Annotated in this window: 14 protein-coding genes; 5 read left to right on the forward strand and 9 right to left on the reverse strand. The window is 60.3% G+C overall.

Translation table 11 applies throughout. The annotated features are described in order from the left end of the window. Positions 1 to 305: 305 nt before the first annotated feature. On the forward strand, positions 306 to 4766 hold the full coding sequence (locus tag ACMGFM_RS09395) for an ATP-dependent helicase (protein WP_436902274.1): 4461 nt from the start codon (positions 306 to 308) through the stop codon (positions 4764 to 4766). 1 nt (position 4767) lies between these two features. Here ACMGFM_RS09395 and ACMGFM_RS09400 read toward each other — a convergent pair whose 3' ends face one another. Then, positions 4768 to 5034 carry a DUF7577 domain-containing protein gene (locus ACMGFM_RS09400; RefSeq protein ID WP_436902275.1) on the reverse strand — a complete coding sequence of 89 codons (267 nt, stop codon included), beginning with the start codon at positions 5032 to 5034 and terminating at the stop codon, positions 4768 to 4770. Positions 5035 to 5115: 81 nt separating this feature from the next. Here ACMGFM_RS09400 and ACMGFM_RS09405 point away from each other — a divergent pair, with 81 nt between their 5' ends. After that, complete coding sequence (locus ACMGFM_RS09405; RefSeq protein WP_436902276.1) at positions 5116 to 5325, forward strand: hypothetical protein; 210 nt, start codon at positions 5116 to 5118, stop codon at positions 5323 to 5325. 1 nt (position 5326) lies between these two features. On the opposite strand, the gene ACMGFM_RS09410 is transcribed toward ACMGFM_RS09405, so the two are convergent. Together ACMGFM_RS09410 and ACMGFM_RS09415 are read right to left on the reverse strand one after the other, a co-directional pair. Next, positions 5327 to 5725, reverse strand: a complete 399-nt coding sequence (locus ACMGFM_RS09410; RefSeq protein WP_436902277.1) for a universal stress protein — start codon at positions 5723 to 5725, stop codon at positions 5327 to 5329. A 52-nt stretch (positions 5726 to 5777) separates the two neighbouring features. Beyond that, the gene (locus tag ACMGFM_RS09415) at positions 5778 to 8444 is read right to left on the reverse strand and encodes an AAA domain-containing protein (protein ID WP_436902278.1); all 2667 of its coding nucleotides are present in this window, start codon (positions 8442 to 8444) and stop codon (positions 5778 to 5780) included. Here ACMGFM_RS09415 and ACMGFM_RS09420 point away from each other — a divergent pair. Further along, entirely contained in the window at positions 8437 to 8559 is a 123-nt protein-coding gene (locus ACMGFM_RS09420) for a hypothetical protein (protein WP_436902279.1), read from the forward strand. The genes ACMGFM_RS09415 and ACMGFM_RS09420 overlap by 8 nt on opposite strands. Before the next feature lie 83 nt (positions 8560 to 8642). Continuing rightward, the gene (locus tag ACMGFM_RS09425; RefSeq protein WP_436902280.1) at positions 8643 to 8816 is read left to right on the forward strand and encodes a DUF5786 family protein; all 174 of its coding nucleotides are present in this window, start codon (positions 8643 to 8645) and stop codon (positions 8814 to 8816) included. Between the two features lie 39 nt (positions 8817 to 8855). Here the strand turns inward: ACMGFM_RS09425 and ACMGFM_RS09430 are convergent, their stop codons facing one another. Both ACMGFM_RS09430 and ACMGFM_RS09435 read right to left on the reverse strand, forming a co-directional pair. Further along, positions 8856 to 9113, reverse strand: a complete 258-nt coding sequence (locus ACMGFM_RS09430) for a DUF7577 domain-containing protein (protein ID WP_436902281.1) — start codon at positions 9111 to 9113, stop codon at positions 8856 to 8858. A 57-nt stretch (positions 9114 to 9170) separates the two neighbouring features. Further along, positions 9171 to 9392: a hypothetical protein gene (locus tag ACMGFM_RS09435; RefSeq protein ID WP_436902282.1), complete on the reverse strand. Its 222-nt coding sequence runs from the start codon at positions 9390 to 9392 to the stop codon at positions 9171 to 9173. A gap of 152 nt (positions 9393 to 9544) precedes the next feature. On the opposite strand from ACMGFM_RS09435, the gene ACMGFM_RS09440 reads away from it, so the two are divergent. Continuing rightward, positions 9545 to 10108 carry an NUDIX hydrolase gene (locus ACMGFM_RS09440; protein ID WP_436902283.1) on the forward strand — a complete coding sequence of 188 codons (564 nt, stop codon included), beginning with the start codon at positions 9545 to 9547 and terminating at the stop codon, positions 10106 to 10108. Here the strand turns inward: ACMGFM_RS09440 and ACMGFM_RS09445 are convergent, their stop codons facing one another. From ACMGFM_RS09445 to polC, 4 genes are all read right to left on the reverse strand, one after another. After that, positions 10109 to 10939: a hypothetical protein gene (locus ACMGFM_RS09445; protein WP_436902284.1), complete on the reverse strand. Its 831-nt coding sequence runs from the start codon at positions 10937 to 10939 to the stop codon at positions 10109 to 10111. A gap of 244 nt (positions 10940 to 11183) precedes the next feature. Continuing rightward, on the reverse strand, positions 11184 to 11870 hold the full coding sequence (locus tag ACMGFM_RS09450; RefSeq protein ID WP_436902285.1) for a hypothetical protein: 687 nt from the start codon (positions 11868 to 11870) through the stop codon (positions 11184 to 11186). 62 nt (positions 11871 to 11932) lie between these two features. Beyond that, positions 11933 to 12208, reverse strand: a complete 276-nt coding sequence (locus ACMGFM_RS09455) for an amphi-Trp domain-containing protein (protein WP_436902287.1) — start codon at positions 12206 to 12208, stop codon at positions 11933 to 11935. A gap of 49 nt (positions 12209 to 12257) precedes the next feature. Beyond that, positions 12258 to 17906, reverse strand: coding sequence for a DNA polymerase II large subunit (polC, locus tag ACMGFM_RS09460; protein ID WP_436902288.1), 5649 nt, complete (start codon positions 17904 to 17906; stop codon positions 12258 to 12260). Positions 17907 to 17909 lie beyond the last annotated feature (3 nt).

Here is a 17909-nt window from a genome sequence, read left to right on the forward strand (position 1 = left end):
CTCGCTGCGCTCCTCACGCTGTTCCGGTGCTTGCTTCGCCCGGGATGGAGCAAGGCGGACGGCCCCTTTCAGCCCCACCCACGGTGGCCTGTGGCACAAGCAACAGGGTGGGACTGAAAGGGGCGAGGCTCTCGGGGAAGGCGGGCGACGCAAGCACCCACTGGAGCGCAGCGAGCCCCCCGATCCGAGAGCCTCGGGGCTTTCTGGCTGGTCGCAGTCCAGACAAGATTAACACTCGCAAAAACACACCTCCATTCTCAGAACCGCGCAACCGACAAGAGCCTGCGGTCCTACCTCAAGACAAGATGGGAGCGATGGAGCGTCTTGCCGAGACCGCCCCCTTTGACCCCGAGACAGTCTCGATTGACGACGCGGACGTGCTCGACACGCTGGAGCCAGTGGTTCAGGAGTGGTGGGTCGAACAGTTCGGAGAGTACGTCCCCGAAAATGGTGGCTTCTTCACGCCGCCACAGAAGGAAGCGATTCCGCTGATTCACGAAGGGACGAATACACTCGTCTGCTCGCCGACCGGGTCGGGGAAGTGTGTTCGACCAGACACACCGATACTTGTCGACCAAGATGGCACAGCGTCGGTCAAACGCGCGCACAGCCTTCGCGAACAGAGTGGACAGAAGATATCTGAAATCGACGACGGCGTCCTGTACAGCAGTGATTTTACTGCGTACTCGTTGGACGAGCGCACAGGATCTGTCACGAAACAGGACTCGATGGTGTATGCGGAGCCATACGACGGTCGATTGAATCAGATCAACACAGAGTACGGACGGATGGCAGAAGTGACGCCAGACCACCCACTGCTCGTCGAAACGGAGAACGGAACGGAGTGGCGACGAAGTGACGATATTGAACCGGGTGACAAAGTTGGGATACCAAATCAGGTCGACCTACCCGAAAAAGGAATCACGTTGGACGTCGAGTCAGCGCTGAGTACACTTCGCGAGCAACACCCAATCGTTATTACGAAAGAGGAAGCGGAACAACTCCAGAGAGAGCTCACCGCTGCATCAGCACTCTCTGATTTGACTGAATCACAACGGCGAGAGAGTATTGCCCTCACTGGTGCGACGTTCGAAGAGATCGCAGCAGAGGTTGGCGTCGGGATAGCAACGGTGTACAAACTTTGCACAGGGGAATCTACACACCGTCAGCAGGAATTGTTGAAATTTCTCGAATCAGAACTGGAGGTCCCAGACGCGAACGAAGTCGTAGTGAAGACAGACGGAGGGAATCTGTCCCGGTTCAGCTACGTAGAGACAGTGACGCCAGATGTCGCCCGAATAGCGGCATTCATTCTTGCAGAAGGGTTCATTGGGGAGTACGGTTCTAACACGAGAGTTAGTATCTCGCAGTCTCTGCGTACCGATTTGCTCGAGACAGTGTTGGCAGACTTCGAGAGAATCTTCGCTGTTTCGTTCGACCAGAGAAACGACATTGATTACGTAATCAACGACACGGCGTTCGTGCAGTTCTTGAGCGAGTTACTTGGAATCGAGTCAGGCAAAGGTCGGACTGTACCGTTTCCTGACTGGGTTCTGAATGCTGAAAAACGAATAAAGCGCGTATTCGTTGCAACATTTCTCTCCTTAGAGGCCGAACTGAGAGAGAAAGAAGTACGAATACTCCAGGCGAACGAAATGAAAATCGAGCAGCTGAATTATTTGCTGCTCTCGTTTGGTATCGTCGCGGCCCGAAATACGAAAGAAAAGGCCCCAACAAATACCGAATCCCAGAAGACACGACAGTACTACGAACTTACAGTTCGGCAAAAGACGAATCTCGAGACGCTGCTCTCGGAGTTCGATATTCGTCACCCGAATATCGGTCGGGTAGAATCTCACGTCCGGAGGGGGGAGGGCGGCGGGAATTACGTGGGCAAGCATGCATTCGATTACAAGGATATCCGCGCGCTATCTGAGTACTATGGGAGCGATGCTGAGTTTAATGACAGAATTGGAAATATCTACGAGGTCGTTCGCCGTTCTGGATACATTACTGACCGTGCCTTGTCGAAACTCTCCGCAGAATTGAGCCAGTTGCCAGCAGAAGGAGCCGTGACAGAGCTCCAAGAAAAAATACAACGGATACAGTCACAGGATATCGTCTGGCTCACAGTGAATGAAGTAACACCTGTGCAATATAGTGGTGAAATAATTGATCTCAGCGTCCCGGGCACGCAGAATTACATCGGTGGCCGTGGCGGGCTGTTCATGCACAATACCCTCTCCTCGTTCACCAGCATCATCAACGAACTCTTTCGCCGCGACCAAGCGGAGGGACTGGACAATAGCGTCTACTGCCTGTATATCTCCCCGCTCAAATCGCTGGCCAACGATATCCACCGGAATCTCGAAGTCCCACTCGACGGCATCACCGAAAAACTCGACGAGCGCGGCGAAGATGTCGAAATTCGGCACGCAATTCGCCACGGCGACACCAGCGATAGCGAACGGCAGGCGATGCTGGAGACAACGCCCCACATTCTCAATACGACACCAGAGACACTCGCAATCCTGCTCAACTCTCCGAAGTTTCGCGAGAAGCTCCGCACCGTCGAGTACGTCATCGTCGACGAGATTCACAGCCTCGCAGAGAACAAACGCGGGACACACCTCTCGGTTTCGCTGGAACGACTCGAGGCGATGGCCGAAAGCTCGCCGACACGAATCGGCTGTTCGGCAACAGTCGAACCGCTGGATACGATTGGGGAGTTTCTGGTCGGCTACAACTCCAACCGAACCAGCGAGGATGGGACGACAGCGGAGGACCGCCAGCCTCGGGACTACGAGATTGTCGATACACGGTTCGTCCGGGAGTTCGATATGGAGTTGCGCTGTCCGACCGACGACCTGATCAACACGCCGTCCGGCGTGGTCAACGAGCGGTTTTACACAGAACTCAACGACCTGATTCAGGACCACACGAACACGCTTGTGTTCACAAACACGCGGTCCGGGGCTGAACGCGTGCTGCAGAACCTCCGGGAACGCTTCGACGGCTACGACGAGGGCAACTCCGGCTGTCACCACGGCAGTCTCTCGAAAGAACGGAGACAAGAGATCGAATCACAGCTCAAGGCTGGCGAACTCGACGTGGTGACGACATCAACCTCACTAGAGCTGGGAATCGATATGCCCGAACTGGACCTGGTTGTGCAGGTCGGGTCACCGAAATCCGTCGCCTCGCTGCTCCAGCGGGTCGGGCGGGCCGGCCACCAACTCGGCCAGACAGTCACCGGGCGGGTGTTCGCACTCGACCGAGACGAACTCATCGAGTGTGCGGTCATGCTCAAGAAGGCCGAAGAAGGCTTTGTCGACCGGGTGTTCGTGCCGGAGAACGCACAGGACGTGGCGACACAGCACGTCTACGGGATGGCGATAAACGGGCCGCGTCCCGAAGCAGAGATTCGGGAAATTCTGGAATCTGCCTACCCCTACCGCGAGTACGGCGACGAGCAGTGGGAACAGCTCTGTCGGTATCTGACCGCGTCCTACGACGGCATGGAAGAGAAAAACGTCTACGCGAAAATCTGGCGCGACACGAACGACGCGCCTGACGGTGAGTTCCACTACGACGAGTACGACGTAGGCGAACCGCTAATCGGCAAGCGCGGCCGCCTTGCCCGAGTTATCTACATGACGAACATCGGCACCATTCCCGATTCGTTCACCTGCGACGTGTTCACTCGGTCGAGCGACGAGTGGGTCGGCCAGCTCGACGAGGAGTATCTGGATACGCTCGAAGCAGGCGACGTATTCGTCCTCGGCGGCGAGAACTTCGAGTACAGCTATCGGCGTGGCTCGAAAGTCTACGTTGACCGAACCAGCGCCCGCCCAACGGTGCCGTCGTGGTTCTCTGAGCGACTGCCCCTCTCGTATGACCTCGGCCGAGAGATTCTTGCCTTCCAGGGCGATTTGTGTGAGCGACTCGCTGCCGACGGGAAATCCGGCGTTCGGGTCTGGCTTCGCGAGTTTCCACTGGACGAACACAGCGTGCAGGCAATCACGCGGATGTTCGACGAGCAGATTCGCTACACCGGGACAGAGAGTGTGAGCACGAGCGAGCGCTTAGTTATCGAGGAAGAACTCGACCACAACGAGTACGAACGGCACTACTACGTCCACTCGAACTACGGGCGGCGGTTCAACGATGGCTTTTCACGACTCCTTGCGTATCACTGCGCACAGGAGGCCAACGCCAACGTGCAGGTGGCCGTTGCAGACCACGGGTTTACCTTATCGATGCCGCTGAACCGGAAAGTCGACATCGCCGGCGTCGTGGAGCGTCTCGACCCAGCGGCGGCGCGGGCTGACCTCCGGGCCAGCCTCGACGGGACCGACCTGCTGCAGCGGTATTTCCGGATCAACGCCACGCGGGCGCTGATGATCCTCAAGCGATACAAGGGCTACGAGAAGTCGGCAAGCGAACAGCAGGTCTCCAGTGAGATGCTGTTGAGTTTCGCCGAGGGACTGCACGATTTCGCGGTCATCGACGAAACCTACCGCGAAATTCTCGAAGACAAACTCAACATCGCGGGCATCGAATCGGTGCTCCGAGCACTGCAAGACGGCGAGGTTACCATCGAGAAAACGCGCGTCGAATCACCGTCACCGAAAGCGTTCGGACTGGCGACGCTGATGGCCTCGGATGTGGTACTGGCCGAAGACGAGTCTGAGGTGCTGCAGGAATTCCACCAGCGCGTGCTCGACGAGATCGAAGGCACGACCGAAACGTCGCCGTCGGACTGAGTCACTGGAGTCGCTTGCTGCACTGCCCGCAGTAGCGGTACCCCTCGGTGACAGGTGCGCCACAGTGTGGACAGCCTGTCTTGCCAGTAGCGTCGGTGGAGGGCTGTTGGTCCGCTTGGAGTTCCTCGGGCGTCGGACCGCGGATGTTGCGAACGCCGGGGCGTGACCGGTGAATGCGGTCGATATCCTCCTCAGCGCGGACGAGCGGCGCAAGTACAAACGCCGCGGCTGCAATCGCGGCGGCGAGCGCGAGGAGCACCCACAACATACCAGAGACGAACACGTGTAGACAGGTATGTCTGTCTCAGTCCGCGACAGCTTTTCTTCGGTGCAGTCAAAGAACGGGTAGATGCTGTCGAAACTGCTCAACTATCTCCGCGGCCGACTCCGCAGTCGAAAGAGCAACGCCGAGATGAACCCAACAGAGGTCGCGCAGTACGGCGAGTCGGTCAACTATCTGCCCTGTCCGGAGTGTGGCGAAGGAAATCTGGAGTACGACCCCGATGTCGGCGCGCCGAAATGCACTGCCTGCGGAGCGGTCGACGACGGGGCGGAGTAGCTTACGTCGCGCCGTCCGGACTGCAGACTAACACTGACCGCTCGGTGTTGAGAATCACGTCCTGCGTGACGCTGCCGAAGACAACTTTGCCAGCAGGTGAGCGCTTTCGGCCGGCGATACAGATTGCGTCGGCCTCGATTTTCTCGGCGTACTCGACGATTTCGTGTCCCGGGTCGCCCCCCTCGCCCAGAGTGGTCACGTCGACACCGGCTTCCTCGAGTATTTCTCGTGCTCGCCGAACCGACCCCATCTGTTGAGCCGTTGCTCCTTCGGGGTTGTTCTCGAAGACGTGCAGCAGATCCACGGACAGGTCCTCGGTGTCGAGCAGGTCGAGGACGGTGTTTGCCTGTGCACGTGCGCGGGACTCGTCTTCATCGATGGACAACAAGACGTGTGTCATACCTTGAATCTCTACCCGCAGGGATAAAAAACGTCGCGCTATTTTCGGTCTGTTAGTGCGCCCACTCGACCATCCGACCGTACCTCTCGTCGGTCGACAGCGCCCCAGCGTCTCCAATGAGCACGAGTGACTTCTTCGCGCGGGTGAGCGCAACGTTGATCCGCCGGTAGTCCTCGAAAATCGGGCCGTCGAGCGAGCCAGTAGCAACGAAGGAGACGATAATCACTTGTTTACTCGACCCCTGGAAGCGGTCTACCGTGTCGACAGTCACCCCCGGCGGAAGTCGCTGGCCGATTTCAGCGACCTGTGCCCGGAACGGCGCAATCACACCAATGTCGTCGGCAGGAACGCCCGCCTGGCGGAACGACCCGACTGTTTCGACGACTGTTTTCGCTTCCTCAGGGTTGGTGTTGCCCTGCTGTCCGCCGTCGGGGTCGATAAACGTAACCGAGTCCCGCAAGTGTTCCGGCAGCGCAGACAGCGAGACGTCGGGCAGGTCGTCGATGCGCTGGGCGGCAACTTCACCTGTCGCTGGGCGCAGTTTGCCATCGTAAAACTCCCGGGAGGGGAAGGCCTGAATTCGCTGGGACATGCGGTACTGCTGGTCGAGCATCGTCCCCGCCTCGGGGTAGGTTTCGGCCAGACGCTGAAACAGCGAGCGGTCGAGGTCGGCGTCAGACTGGACGACCGGCGGGAGCTGGTGGTGGTCCCCCACCAGTACGAACCGCTCCGAGAGCGCGACAGCCGCGAGGCTGGCGGGTTCGGTGAGTTGTCCGGCCTCGTCGACGACAGCCACGTCGAACGATTGGGTACGCAGTGCTCGCGAGCCACAGGTCGCGGTGGTCGCCGCGACCACGTCGGCGTCTTCGAGTCGAGCGGCACACGCCGCCGGGTCGCCGGACTGGTCGAGGCGGTACTGCTGCATATCTTCGCGAACACCGCTTTCGGTCCCGACCCGGACGATGTCGGTTATCCCCTGTTGTTCGAGTGCTTCGAGGGCGTTGTCGACCGCTCGGTTCGTAAAGGCCGAGACGAGCACGCGCTCGCCTCGGTCGAGGAGTTCCTCGACCAGCGTCGCCAGCGTGTAGGTCTTGCCGGTGCCGGGTGGGCCGTGAATCAGCGAGAAATCCTCCGCGCCGAGTGCCTGCCGGACCGCCTCGTCCTGTGCGGGATTGTTGTCGATTATGGTCTCCTCGCTGGGTCGAAACTCCGGGTCGCGGCGCTCGAACAGCGGGTCTTTCCACGCTGGTGGCTGAGTGAGGATTCCGTCGTGCAACGCTGTCAGCAGACGGTCGGTCGAAATTTCGGATGGGTAGATGTCGAGGCGACGGAGTTCGACAGGTTCCTCAGCAGTGACGACGATCTCGTCGTCTCCGGCACCGAGGCGCTCGACGCGGGCAAGTTCGGCGTTGCCGCCGACAGGGTCGCCGTCGCTTGCAAGCACGAGGCCGCCCACGCGAATCTTCGAGACAGCGCCGGTCCCCTCGGCGCGGAGTTCCCATCGGCCGTCGTCGAGTTCGGTCTGTGTTGTTGGAGTGAGATTGATCAGCGCCCGGTCGTCGTCAGCGCGTTCCTCGGGAGTCTGGTCCCAGAGTTTCGCGTACTCGCGGTGGATGGCTCGGCGCTCTGTCTCGATGGCCTCGTAGAATCGCTCGAAATACGCCCGCTCTTCTTCCGGGACAGCAGTGCCGACCTGTCCAGCCTTTGCCTCCTGGTCGAGCCGACCAGCGATGGCCATACAGGAGTCCTGCTCGAAGCAGTATTCACACTTGGCGTCGGCCTCGTAGCCCGTCGGGACGTCGATATCGTGTTCCATCGCCGCGAGTTCGTTGCGCGCCCGGATGACAAACTGCAAGAATCCCTCGCTGATGGAGAAATCCTTCGCGGGGGAGAGGTCCCCGGACTCCTCGTTGCGGTCGACTGCTGCATTCTTCGTATAGAGTAGCGTTCCCGTGTCTGGATACTCGCCGCCGCGTTTCTCACCGAGTACTAAGGCGTAGCAGGCAGCCTGCACTTTGTCCTGAAACCGGGGGTCTCGCTTGGTGTTCTTGCCAGTTTTGAGTTCGACCGGTGCGCCCCGGCGGACGGCGTCGGCCCGTCCCTTCAGTCCGTAGCGTTCGGAGACGAGCAGTTGTTCGGAGCGCCACTCGTCGCGTTCGGTCAGCGTTCCTTGCTGGAGCCAGCCCTCGATGGCTTCGGCGTGCTGGCGGGCCGTCTCGCGCATCGCCGCAGGGTCTGCGCCGAGTAGTCCGAGGTCCAGTCCTGCCTCCTCGACACGGCGGTTGACAGATGTCTCGACGTCGATACCCCGGAGCAAGTCGCCGAAGACTTCGTGGATAATCGTTCCCTTCACGACGGGTTCGGCGAGTTCGGTGCCGCCGAGTTTGTTCAGGTAGTACATCCGGGGACACTGCACCCAGCCGCGGATGTCGGTCACGTTGACCAAAAATTCGGGTTCGACGACGACCATCGTCCCCTCACCTGTCGTATACTGCGTCTCGCCGCGATACTCCTTCTCGTTGGCGTCGTAGACAGCCAGTTCCATCCCCGGTTCGAGGTACTCGGCCGTCTCAGTCCACTTGCCCCACAGCGTCACCGTCGTCGGCCCACCAGCGCCACGGTCGGGCCTGACCGTCAGCTCGCAGAGTTCGGATTCGCCGTACTGCGTGTTGACGGTTCGGGGCTGTTCGACCTCGGTGACGACGCCGCGAATGTTCACGCAACGAGTCACGGCCGCGGGCCGAAAAACGCTGTCGGTCACCCGAATCGGCACCGAGAATCCGGACTGCCCAGAACCACAAGCGGACGATTTTGGGCGAGATGGCTGTGGATGAGTGTCTGTGGACGTATGCTTGTTACTACCACGTTCACCGTTACATTGATATACGATACCACCATACCATGTGAGTGTTACACAATGTCGATGGGAGCATATGACGACGACGAGCACGAACGTCGTGAACGCAAAAACAGTAGTGTCGACGCCAGTTTCGATGATGACCGCCACGAGTATCGCGGCGAAGTCGAATTCGACAGCGGCGAGTCGACAGCGGAGCTCCTTGACCAGTTCGAGCAGTTGCAGGACAGTTGATTTTGCGACCGACAGAATACTCGGCCACGGCCTCCCAACTCAGGGCAGGGCCGTCAGGCACTGCCCGCAATAGCTGTATGTCCCCTCGCTGACGCTGCCACAGTTCCCGCAACGAACCCCGCCGTCCACGGGTAGCGGGCCGTATTCAACAGCAGAATCCTCATCGTCCGAGTGCGTGGCTTCCTCAGCGGCGAGGGGTGGCCGGAGCGGTTCCAGTTCCGCTTCGTCTCGGAGCAGTGGCGCACCGACAAACCCGACAGCGACAAATGCGCCAACTGCCAGTGCGAGTGTCTGCATACCGTCAGATGGTTCTCAATGTATTTAATTTCATTTGTTCGTGACAGTCACGAAGCGTTATGCCAGTTCGAGTAGCTCAAACAGCAACCCCGGCACGACGAGAAGGATGAGGCCGACAATGATGAGCGCGGCCGGGATGAGTATGCCGACGTCAGCGAACAGCCAGAGGGCAGCCCCAGCGAGAATGGTGACGAATCCAAGCAGGCGAAAGAGCCAGACGACGACCCCATCGAGACCGAGGTCCGCGAACAGATCGAGAATGTCGAGGAGTTCGTCCATACGGGTGCTATCGCTCGTCCAACATGAAAAACGTACGCACTGGCCGCCAGCGCGGATCAAAAACTTATGGCAGTGACGCAAGTACGGACGGGTATGAACAGGAGGCCCGTCCGGATCGCTGTTGGCGACCATCTCCCGACTGATAGGTGGCGATGACCGTCGTCGACGACCTGTGGTATCTGGCCGACGAGGCCCAACAGCAGGCCGAACAGACGTATCACCGCCTCTGTGAACAGTACGACGGATACCAGGAGTTTGAGACGACAAAACGAGTTCGCAGAGAGCGCTTCGAGACGGTGGCAGAGCGGATCAAGCGCAACGGCGCGCCCTACGGAGCGCACTCGCTGGTTGCCCACGGCGAGCGGCTGTTGCTCGTTCGCCACGAGGGGGTCAACCTGTGGGTGTTGCCCGGCGGCCGTGCCGACGGCGACGAACAGTTTCACGAGGCAGCACGGCGCGAACTGCAGGAAGAAGCGGGCATCGATGGGCAGTTCCGCGGCCTCACACTACTTGGGCGTGTCACCTTCGTCTGCGATGAGTACTCGACGTGGGGTGTGTTGCCGATTTTTGAGCGCCGGGTGAACGAGCACCGCGAACCGTCAGTACAGGACCCAGACGATGAAATCTCCGCGGCCGAGTGGTTCGCCGAGTTGCCGACAGATACGCGTGACCGCGAGCAGTTACAACGCTGGCGTGACCGCCACTGTCTGGAGTGATTACTCTCCGGGGTCGTGGTCTACGCCCTCGCGGTTGTCCGCGCGCTTGCGCCGGATTGCGGCGCGGGCGTTGCCCGCCTCGTAGCCAAAGAGCACAGACTTTGCATACTCGTCCGCCACGTCCATCACTTTGATCAGATTGTCCACGTCGATATTGATCGCGTAGAGTTCGATGCTAAACGGCGTGTCGAGTCGGTCCTGGAATCCCTTGGCGATGACTTCGACCCAGTAGGTCGTCTCGTAAGCCATGTCGTAAATTGGAACGACGAACTCGTCGACATACTCCGACAGCGCGTCTACGTCGAGTCCGCTGCGGGCGTCGAGATGGCCGGGATAGGGGTCGGGATACAGCGTCAGATAGAGGTCACCCGGCACGCGCTCGCGTGCGTCGGCGACAAAGTCGGTGATGCGTTGTCTGCGGTATTCCTGTCGGTCCTCGGCGTCACTTTCGGCCAATGCCTGGTTGCAGTGCTCACAGTGGCAGTACTCCTCGCGTGGGAAACCAACGTCGTCGAGTCGAACATCTTCGTTGACTGCGGCGGCGTCTTCGACCATTTCGAGGATGCCCTCGCGGTAGGTGTCCTTCGAGGGACAGACGTAGTCCCAGTCGAAGTACGGGCGTTCGCGGGTCGCTGGCGTGCCGAAGTCGTCGATAGGGGCGAGCGTCGGGTCGCCCTCGACGGCGGCGTTGTCCCCGAACGCAGAAATCATATTGACAGCTCCGGCGACCGGTTCGGTGGCGCGACCAGTCACGTCTTTCATCTCGAAAAACGTCCGGTCGAACTCCTCCCAGGTCACCTCCTCTTCGTTTCGCGTGACGAGTCCGTACATACCCAGTAATTGGGGTGAAGCCCCCTAAGGGATTCGAGAAGACTGTTGGTTGCAAACGGTACTGTCCCTGAGATTACTCGCTGCTGACAAGCTTGTAGACCAGGGCGATAGCGACCAGTGCAATAGCGAGTTTGAGTTTCGTAGACATCGTGTAAACTGTCGCGACACTGGATAATAGTCTTTCCGCCGCGCGGACGAACCCAGACCCGCGACGGCACAACTGCTTCACAGCGGAGACGGTGGGTTAGAACTGGTCGGTGAACGGGCGAACAACACGACCAAGTAGTCCAGAAAAACCGCCAACGGCCTGCCGACCTAGCCCGCTCACACCCAGTTGCTGGTCGTCGACGGCGTACCGTGACTGCTCGGCGTCTGGGTCGACCGGGTAAATAGTGCCATCCTCGCTGGCGATGTCGATCACATCCTCGACCCGCGAGGCAGTCAGATCACAGGCCGTCGCGAGTTCCGGAACGGTCATCGGCTCGTCTTGGAGTGTCTGGACGACGAGGTGTGCGTGTTGCATGACCAGCATTGCCTCGGTGCTGGTCAGGTCCTCGAACCCCTCACTCGTGTCGAGTCGTCGGTTCTGGACGAAATCCGCCCGGACATCAAAGATGAACCACACGCTCGCGACGACGGCGGCGAGCGGGAGCCACGCCTGTCCGCCGGTCACGAACAGCGTGTACCAGAGCCAGGCGGTGCTGGCAGCGCCGAGGGTGACCGCAAACCCGGCTTTCACCCACCGCTCGTCGACTCCCGGCAGGTCCGCGAGCAGGTCCGTCGTCCCGACGAACAAGTACGCCGTCGCGATGCCGACAACCATCGCCAGATTGGACGTGAAATAGTAGACGACGGCGAGCGAAAGGAGCCACAGCACCCCGGTCCGCAGTGAGAGACGCCGGCGAACCGCAGCCAACAGCTCCGGGTGCATAGTTGGTCATGATACGAAGCAATGATAAATCCACCCGAGCGGTTTCTCGCTGGGAAACGAGCCTACTCGATGCGGAGTTCGCCGTCGCCGTCGTCGCCCTCGTCCCACTCGATTTCGAACTCGACGCTCAGTTCGCCGAGGCTGTCTGCTGGCCCTTCGCGTTCGGCTTTCACCTCGAAGGTCGAGGGGTCGGTGGGGTCGAGTTCGACGGACTGGTCGCCGGCGGAAAGCGCGAGTGGCCCACCCGTCTCAAGTGAGTCTGCAACACTGCGGAGGTAGGTGGCAATCTCGCTGCGGGACTGTGACTGCTCGGTCTCGAACAGAACTTCTTCTGGCATGACTGATAGTTGGTGCGAGGAGGAAATAAGCGTTACCTGTGGCAACCGGTTACATGAAGTCCGCGATGCCAGACTGTTTGTTGTTGTCATTCTCGAAAATACGGTCGATCCGTGTTTCGAGAATCTGGAGACGTTGTTTGGTGTACTCGTCTGCACCGAACTCCTCGGCGACGGTAATTGCGGTGTCCATGTACTTGTTAACCGAGCCTTCGTGGACAGTCAGGTTGATTCCGCCGCCACACTCCCGGCAATCGCCTGTGAGCGGCGCACGGCGGTACTTTTTCCCGCAGTCCAGACAGCGGAACTCCTGGCTGGAGAATGCCTTGAGGTTGCCGAGCAGGTCCGGCAGGAAGTGGAACTCGATAATTCGCTCGGCCACGTCAGATTCGTCGACTGCACGGAGTTTGCGCGACAGCGCCAGCTGGGCGTCCATCTTGTCTTGCATCGACCCCAGCGTCTTGTAGGCCGACAGGTCAGGTCCGGCGGCGATGTTTGTGGTGTCGTGACTGTGCGCGAATTCGGTGTACTCCCGGTCGGTGCCGAGCGTCTCCTCGGCAATTTTCATGATGTCTTCGACATCCTCGGGGTCGGCCATCTCCCGAGTGGCTTCGTAGAACTCCCGCGGATAGGACTCCATGATGTCGATGTTGTGCGCCTCGTCGTCGATTTCGGTGGGGTCGATTCGGGAGGACATCACCAGCGGCGCGTCCATCGAGTTGTGAGCGTACAGCCAGTTTGCGGTGAAGATCGGTTCTCCACCGACCTGCAGGTCATACAGATAGCCGTCGTAATCGACCCGCTGGATGTTTTCAATCCGGAGATACGAGAGGTCACCGTCAACGAGCGTCCGGAGCCGGTCGAGCGGTTCGGTTGCCTCGTTCGGGAGCGCCATCGTGTCGAGTTCGTCGACAATCTCGCCGAGTTTTTCGAGTGAGATGTTCTCTCTGCGTTTCAGATACTTTGGAATCAGCTGCTTGATACCCGGAATAGCCATCTCACGGAGGTCCCACAGCGCGTCTGGAACCGAGATAACCAGACTCTTCGGCTGGTACGGTGACTCTCCGTTCAGTATTCGGCGAAGCGGGTTGTCGTCGGCACCGCCAGAGACGGTCACGCTGTATATCGGTTGCCGCCGCTCGCCGCGTTCCCGCAGGGAGATATTGGCGACGAGTCCGAGGCGATGGAGGAGGTACACGAGGCCGTCCTTGACGTCTTCGCTCGTCGTGTGGAACGCAAATGTCGTCACGTTGTCGTCACTTGGCGTACTCCCGTCGCCCGCCAGAAATCCACGAAGAAACGAGAGCACAACCTCGCGCGGCGCGTCGAGGATACACTCGGGGACGACTTTCTCACTGGCACTGTACGTGTCACGGTTCTCGAAGCCGAGTTCGTAGAGCACTTCGCGAAAGACCGCCGGGAATCGAACCTCGTAGGCCTGGTTCGACCATCGGGTCCGGGGCTCAAACCCGAGCGCCTGCTCACCTCTCCGAACGGCCTCGTCGACGATTTCCTCGTCGCTGTTGTGAATCGCCGGACAGACGCTCGACAGAGATCCTTCGGCGACGAACAGCCCGAGTAACCAAGCGAAGTCCTCGTCGACTTCGATCTGTCGGGCGATGCCATCTTCGGAGCCCGGGAGTCCAATGCGAATCTCACGGGGAGGCTCGAAGTCGGAGTGGTCGAGAATCGTCTCGAACCGGCCAAGTCCGATTTTCGAGCGGTCGAGTCTGTACGCGAGCCCGGAGCGGAACGCCTGATGTGTCGGACTACCAGTCTGGGTTGTCTCCCATGCCGTCGTGAGTATGTCTTCGACATGGTCGTCGATGATGACGTACGGATCGTCGAGACACGCCGGGACGTCAATTGTCGTCGTGCGTTCGTCGACCGGAAGTTCACGAGGCGCGACGACCAAGTCCCCTTCCGTCAGAGCTGCTCCAGAGACCTCTTCGATACCGTCGTCGTATCTGAAGAGACTGTGGTCGTCGGTGATATCGAGGGTCCGCCCGAACTGCGTCTCGATTCGCAGGAGCGTGTCGTCGTCCGTAGCCTCGTACCGGATTGCCTTCTCGATTGGCTGGAGACTGGCAGCGTGTTCCTCGTCGAAGGCGTACGTCTGCCACCCTTCAGACGCACAGGTTCGCTTGCGGAACTTGCCATCTGTTTCCGTCGGGGCGTCGAGTTCGTTCCAAAACTCCCCGAAGGTCATGAACCGAACGTCGCCGTCGGGGTCGACAGCGACGAGTCGGGAGTCTTCGGCGACGCTTCCCCCACGCTGGTCCGGGAGGTACTGTTTGCTGAAGTTGAGCAAGCCGTCGAGCAACAGCATGACGCAATCTTCGTCACCGTCGCACTGAGCCGACGCAAGACCATTTACGACGACCCGGTTGGTGTCAGCGACGGTGAGACAGTAGGTATAGTCGATATCGGTCGAAACGAATTCTACCTGTGAGACTGTATCGAGTTCTGGCTGTCCACCGTCGGCAGATGCTGACAGATTAGTCTCCGTTCGCGGTGAATCTGGACCGGTGGCTTCCGGTATCTGGTCACCGACCGAAATCCGGTGTGCTTCGACAGACTCTGCCCGTCCACGCCACCGACAGAGTTCGTGGTCAGGCGTAACCGTGAGTGTCCGGCCGGCCTCGGTTTCGAGTCGAACGAGGTGGTCCGGCGCGGGGTGTTTTGAGACTGCTTCAACTGGTCTGGTCGTCCAGCGTCCGTCGTCAGTCAGCGTTCTGACCTCTTCGTCTCCATCGAGTTCTTCGACAAGCACTCCAAACTCGTCTTCTTCGGGGTTATCGAGTCGCCGTTCAACGAACGCCTCGATACTTACTTCTCGGATGTCACCGTCATCGACATATCTGAGTTCTGTCTCCGGGTGGAAGCAATTCCGTCGTTTCGCGGCGTGAAAGTACGGATGCGCGTATCCGACGGCTGCCGAGGTAAACCCAATTACTCGTCCGACAGTTGCGGCGCTCGTGTGCGGTGCCATCCCGAAGACGAGTTCGCCGACCAGGTCCTGGCGGTCCTCGAACTCGTAGTACGGGTCCAGTCCGTAGTACTGCTCCAGCAGGTCATCGACGAAATCAGCCGTCTTGAGCATGTGTTCGGCCGCGCCGTCAGAGAGTACCACGTCCTGTACGTTGAGTTCGACCAGCTGCTCCTCGTGGTGCAGCGGGTCGCCGCGGATGTCCTCGGTGTAGCCCAACTCCTGCAGGTCCTCGACGGTCACGTCGAGTTCGGCAGGTCGGACCGAAGTCACCGGCAGGTCGGTCATATCGTAGCGAACCGTCCCGTCTTTGAACGCCGACACGTCGTGTTTCGCCCGGAGAATGCCTTTCTCTAGCGGTTCGGGTGTTTTTTCCTTCGAGGAAAGTCCCTTGACTGCTTTGAGCGTGTCGTAGGCTGCGGGTCGCTCGCCGACGTTCGCCAGTGCTGATTGCAGTTCCTCGTGGATATCGAGGGTCTTCGTCTGTGTCGGAGAGGCAAGCGTCTCACAGCGGCTACACTCGGCGCGGCCCGACTCGTCGGGGTCGATTCGGCTATCACAGTCGGGACAGACGTAGACTGGCGCAGCGATACCGCCACAGTCGGGACAGCGCGGGCGGTGGGTCTCGGTCCCGCAGTCGACACACTCCCGGCGGCCGACCTGCACCTCGACATCGCCCTGTGTGCCCTCGACGGAATCGCCGTGGGTCGCAGCGGCGGCGACATCGCGCTGGTTGCCACCAGCCTCGCCAATCGGGAAGAGCGTGTGGACGGCCGGCGAGAGTTCTCGTTCCTCGGATTTCTCCGGTCGGCCCATCCGGTTGCCGATGCGGGTCGGTGCGCGTTCGCGGACAGTGAACGGCGCGAGTTCGTTGACCGCACGAATTGCGTTCTCGCCGTCAGCGTAGTTTCGCGCCTCGGCGGAGAGGTCGGACAGCGACCACGTTCGCTGGAGGTCGTCATCGAGTCCCAGCGTTCGGAGCATCGGTCGCCAGACGGGAATCTCGATGGTGTCACCTCGCTGTGAGTGTTCGACAAGCAGCGCTTCGAGTGCGTCGCGCACGTCGAGCGTGTTCTCGACGACCAAGGTGTCGTTCTGGCCGGATGCGTTCGGGGCTGGTTGGCGAGTAGCCCCGTCCGTTGCCGCAATCTCGCCCTCGGCAATCGCGTCGGCGAGTCCGTCGAGTGCCGTGACGCTCAGGTCGTGCCAGAGGTAGGTGTACTCCGGGTGTAGCGGCGCGTCGTAGCTCTCGGTCCACTCCAGCGCGTGGTCTGGGCTCGGATGGTCGAGGTCGACGGCCACGTCGTCACGCATCGCCTGGACCGGCGCGCCAGCGTCCTCGAACTCCTGAATCCACCACTCGACGGCGTAGCCCGCGGGCGCGAGTGAGTGATTGTTCTCGACGAACTCGCCGTAGTTGACAAGATACTCGCCGAGGTCGAGGATTTTCTCGACGCCATTTCTGATTTCCAGCGCTTCCTCAGCGTCATCAATCCGCCGGACATCGCCGTTAGCGAGTCTGACAGTCGGCCCTTCGATGGAATCGACTGGGACGATACCGGCAGCCTTGCCCGGCCGTTCAGTTTTGGCCTGCGTCCCAGTTGCGAGGAAGTCGTCCACGAGGTGCATCGTCGCCGGATGGACCCCCGCAGTGGCGTGGCCGTGGTTGCGCGCTCGCCCATATCGGAGTCGGAACCCGCCAGTTTCGCTTGGGTGTGAGAAAACCGGTCGGCCGGCGATGAGGTCCTGCAGGTATTTTTTGGACTTGTCCGCACGCGGTGGGCCGTCCTGCTCGTCGGCCTCGTCAACTTCGTCTTCTGCGGCCGAGTCGTCGTCTTCGGACTCGTCGGCGTCGTCCTCGTCGTCGCCGTCGCCGTAGTTGCCGTCGATGAGGTCCTGCAGCCACGGCCACTCGACTTCGTCGAGACTGCGGGTGTAGCGCTGAATCTTCGGCGCTTTCAGCGCGATACCCTCGCCGAAAACCAGACACATCCCGCCACGAGCGGAGTTCGTGGCCACGCGTTCGAGGTCCCGGAAGCCAGAGACTTCCTCGTCGCCGGTCGCCTCACCGTCGAGCATAATCGGCATATTCCCGGCGATAAATTTCGCTTCCTTCTCCTTGGGGGCATACTGCAGTCCCGTTTCGTTGTCGTACAGTTCGACCTCTTCGGCGTAGCGGTCGACCTCGTCGTCTCGGGGTTTGTACTCGTCGATGCCCAGCAGAGCGCGCGCGTAGTCAGCCACGAGCACCGACAGCGCCTGTGCGGTTCCGCCTGCCGACCGAATCGGGCCGGCGTAGTAGATGTTGATGAACTCAGAGCCATCGTCGTTGTCGAGAATTTCGACGCGGTCGATGCCCTCGATTGGCGCAGCGACGACGCCCTCCGTGAGCAGCGCAACGGCGGTCCGGACCGCACCCTCGATTTTCCCCGCGCGGGAGTCGTAGTCACCAACAGTGCCTTCGACGAAGTCCTCGACGAGTTCGAGCGCCGCTTCCTCGCGAGACATCTCGCCTTCGAGTTCTCGGACGCGTTCGGCGACGCCGTCGATACCGAGGATGTTCTCGACGCGGTCTGCCATGTCGCGCGCGGTCGGAATCTCCACATCGGTCGTTGGGTCACCGCCGCGTTCGCGGGCCTCGCTGGCGACAGCTATCGCCTCGTCGAGTTCCGTTTCGAGTTCGTCGAAGTACCGTTCGTCTGCCGGTCGCATCCC

The organism is Halovenus halobia, from assembly GCF_051414135.1.
Lineage (GTDB): Archaea > Halobacteriota > Halobacteria > Halobacteriales > Haloarculaceae > Halovenus > Halovenus halobia.

Excerpts from the sequence above, each read along its gene's own strand:
- ACMGFM_RS09455 (WP_436902287.1), bottom strand. The coding sequence starts at position 12,208 with ATGCCAGAAGAAGTTCTGTTCGAGACCGAGCAGTCACAGTCCCGCAGC.
- ACMGFM_RS09450 (WP_436902285.1), bottom strand. The coding sequence starts at position 11,870 with ATGCACCCGGAGCTGTTGGCTGCGGTTCGCCGGCGTCTCTCACTGCGG.
- ACMGFM_RS09425 (WP_436902280.1), top strand. The coding sequence starts at position 8,643 with ATGTCGATGGGAGCATATGACGACGACGAGCACGAACGTCGTGAACGC.
- ACMGFM_RS09410 (WP_436902277.1), bottom strand. The coding sequence starts at position 5,725 with ATGACACACGTCTTGTTGTCCATCGATGAAGACGAGTCCCGCGCACGT.
- ACMGFM_RS09440 (WP_436902283.1), top strand. The coding sequence starts at position 9,545 with ATGACCGTCGTCGACGACCTGTGGTATCTGGCCGACGAGGCCCAACAG.
- ACMGFM_RS09395 (WP_436902274.1), top strand. The coding sequence starts at position 306 with ATGGGAGCGATGGAGCGTCTTGCCGAGACCGCCCCCTTTGACCCCGAG.
- ACMGFM_RS09405 (WP_436902276.1), top strand. The coding sequence starts at position 5,116 with ATGCTGTCGAAACTGCTCAACTATCTCCGCGGCCGACTCCGCAGTCGA.
- ACMGFM_RS09420 (WP_436902279.1), top strand. The coding sequence starts at position 8,437 with ATGTTCACGCAACGAGTCACGGCCGCGGGCCGAAAAACGCTGTCGGTC.
- ACMGFM_RS09400 (WP_436902275.1), bottom strand. The coding sequence starts at position 5,034 with ATGTTGTGGGTGCTCCTCGCGCTCGCCGCCGCGATTGCAGCCGCGGCG.
- ACMGFM_RS09430 (WP_436902281.1), bottom strand. The coding sequence starts at position 9,113 with ATGCAGACACTCGCACTGGCAGTTGGCGCATTTGTCGCTGTCGGGTTT.
- ACMGFM_RS09435 (WP_436902282.1), bottom strand. The coding sequence starts at position 9,392 with ATGGACGAACTCCTCGACATTCTCGATCTGTTCGCGGACCTCGGTCTC.
- ACMGFM_RS09445 (WP_436902284.1), bottom strand. The coding sequence starts at position 10,939 with ATGTACGGACTCGTCACGCGAAACGAAGAGGAGGTGACCTGGGAGGAG.
- polC (WP_436902288.1), bottom strand. The coding sequence starts at position 17,906 with ATGCGACCGGCAGACGAACGGTACTTCGACGAACTCGAAACGGAACTC.